At 36.8% G+C, this 1,979-nt stretch carries 1 protein-coding gene, 1 tRNA gene and 1 pseudogene; all 3 read right to left on the reverse strand.

What is annotated here, in order from left to right; all coding sequences use genetic code 11:
• Window positions 1-215 precede the first annotated feature (215 nt).
• The 3 genes and pseudogenes from COL05_RS30425 to COL05_RS30435 all read right to left on the reverse strand — a co-directional run bounded on the left by COL05_RS30425 (window position 216) and on the right by COL05_RS30435 (window position 1,953).
• Window positions 216-1,160 (reverse strand): L-lactate dehydrogenase, encoded by a 945-nt coding sequence (locus COL05_RS30425; protein ID WP_000715339.1) that lies wholly within the window; start codon window positions 1,158-1,160, stop codon window positions 216-218.
• 461 nt (window positions 1,161-1,621) lie between these two features.
• Window positions 1,622-1,777: pseudogene (locus COL05_RS30430) on the reverse strand (anti sigma factor C-terminal domain-containing protein); the annotation flags it as partial.
• A 104-nt stretch (window positions 1,778-1,881) separates the two neighbouring features.
• A tRNA-Glu gene (locus COL05_RS30435) sits at window positions 1,882-1,953 on the reverse strand.
• Window positions 1,954-1,979 lie beyond the last annotated feature (26 nt).

Here is a 1,979-nt window from a genome sequence, read left to right on the forward strand (position 1 = left end):
CTTTTATCAAGCTGCCTAATGAAATAGCCGTGTCTAACTTTTAGGGGTCCATTCATCTACTTTACGTAGAGTGCTCTTTTCTATAAACAACCCTGATCCAGCAAAAGGGGTATATTGGGGATATACAAGGGAAACCGGAAAAGGAATTTATATTAAATTATATATAAATCCAGAAATAAGAAGTAGGTCTCCACTTCTGGATTATTTAGCAATTATTATAGTACTGGTGCCATTGTTTCTTTTAATACTTTCACAGAATGAGCGAATTTCGCTTTTTCTTCTTCATTTAGCTCAAGTTCTACGATTTCACGTACACCTTCGCGGTTAATAACAGCTGGAACACCTACGTAAGCATCTTTCTCACCATATTGACCTTCAAGGTATGCAGATACAGTTAATACACTATTCTCGTTGTTTAAGATCGCTTTAGTTACACGAAGTAGTGACATACCGATTCCGTAGTAAGTTGCACCTTTACGTTCGATGATATGGTAAGCTGCATCACGTACATTTTCGAAGATTTTATCTAAGTCTTCTTGTTTGTATTGTTCGTTGTTAGCTAAAATTGTTTCTAGTTTTTGTACACCGATAGTAGCATGGCTCCATACTGGAAGTTCAGTGTCACCGTGCTCACCAACGATGTAAGCATGAACGTTACGTGGATCTACGTCTAAGTAGTCACCTAACATGTAACGGAAACGAGCAGAGTCTAAAGTAGTACCAGAACCAATTACGCGCTCTTTTGGTAGACCAGATTCTTTCCAAGTTACGTAAGTTAAAATATCAACTGGGTTAGTTGCGATTAAGAAGATTCCATCGAATCCACTATCCATAATACCGCGAACGATTTGTTTAAAGATCTTTGTATTTTTCTCAACTAAGTCTAAACGAGTTTCACCTGGCTTTTGTGGTAATCCAGCAGTGATAACAACTAAATCTGCATCTTTACAATCTGCATAGCTACCGCTCCAAACTTTTGTTGGTGATGGAGAGAATGGTACCGCATGGCTTAAGTCCATTGCTTCCCCTTCTGCTTTTGCTTCATTAACATCTACTAATACGAATTCTTCAGCTACACCTTGGTTGATCATTGAGTAAGCGTAACTACAACCTACAGCTCCTGTTCCTACTAATACTACACGATTGATACCTTTTTTCATGGTAATTTCCCCTCTCTATTGTTCACATATATTTTTTTATGATTGTTTAAGTAATTAATTAAAATACTAATTTAATGTTGTTTAACTTCTTTACACTCATATTGTAGCACGTATTATTGTGAATTACTTCACAAATTATGACCTATTTGTGAACTTTTTCACATAGAGTGTAAAGTTATTAAATCAAGTATGAAATCAATCTCAATGGAGGCCTTTTCTTCAGATTGTGAAAGGGTTTTTCTTATGCTTTTGTCGGTAAGTGAAATTATATCGTCGATTTTTGGAATATATCGACCGTAACTCAAATTATATCGTCGATTCGACAAGGAATATCGACTTACCGACAAAACCCGACAATAATGACAACATAAAGTGAACCTATAATCAGTGGGAGTTTTACTGCCCGTTAATGTCGGATAAAAAAGCTGCCTCCTATAGATCACCTATTATAGGCAGCTTCTTTATTTATTTTCCGCAGTAGCACCTAATACAGCAGCTTTTACATAATGTTGACCGTTTAATTTTTGTAAATCCTCGGCACTTCCCGTTACGACTACTCCAATGACCTTTACATCCTTCTTACTTGGTTTTGCTTTCTTTCCTTTTCGGTAGTCATATCAAATAGAAAAAAGTATACAAACAATCTAAAAAAAGCAGACTATCTAAAGTCTACTTTTACACAACAAAAAAGAGATAGCAGATTATGCTATCTCTTTTAGTATGACCCGTACGGGATTCGAACCCGTGTTACCGCCGTGAAAGGGCGGTGTCTTAACCACTTGACCAACGGGCCAATTACTGGCAGAGAAGAAGGGATTC

Origin of the sequence: Bacillus sp. AFS059628, from assembly GCF_002571225.1 — a bacterium.
In the GTDB taxonomy this organism is placed as follows: Bacteria; Bacillota; Bacilli; order Bacillales; family Bacillaceae_G; genus Bacillus_A.

Bases quoted from the DNA above. Each gene is read 5' to 3' on its own strand.
- COL05_RS30425 (WP_000715339.1), bottom strand. From the start codon at position 1,160: ATGAAAAAAGGTATCAATCGTGTAGTATTAGTAGGAACAGGAGCTGTA.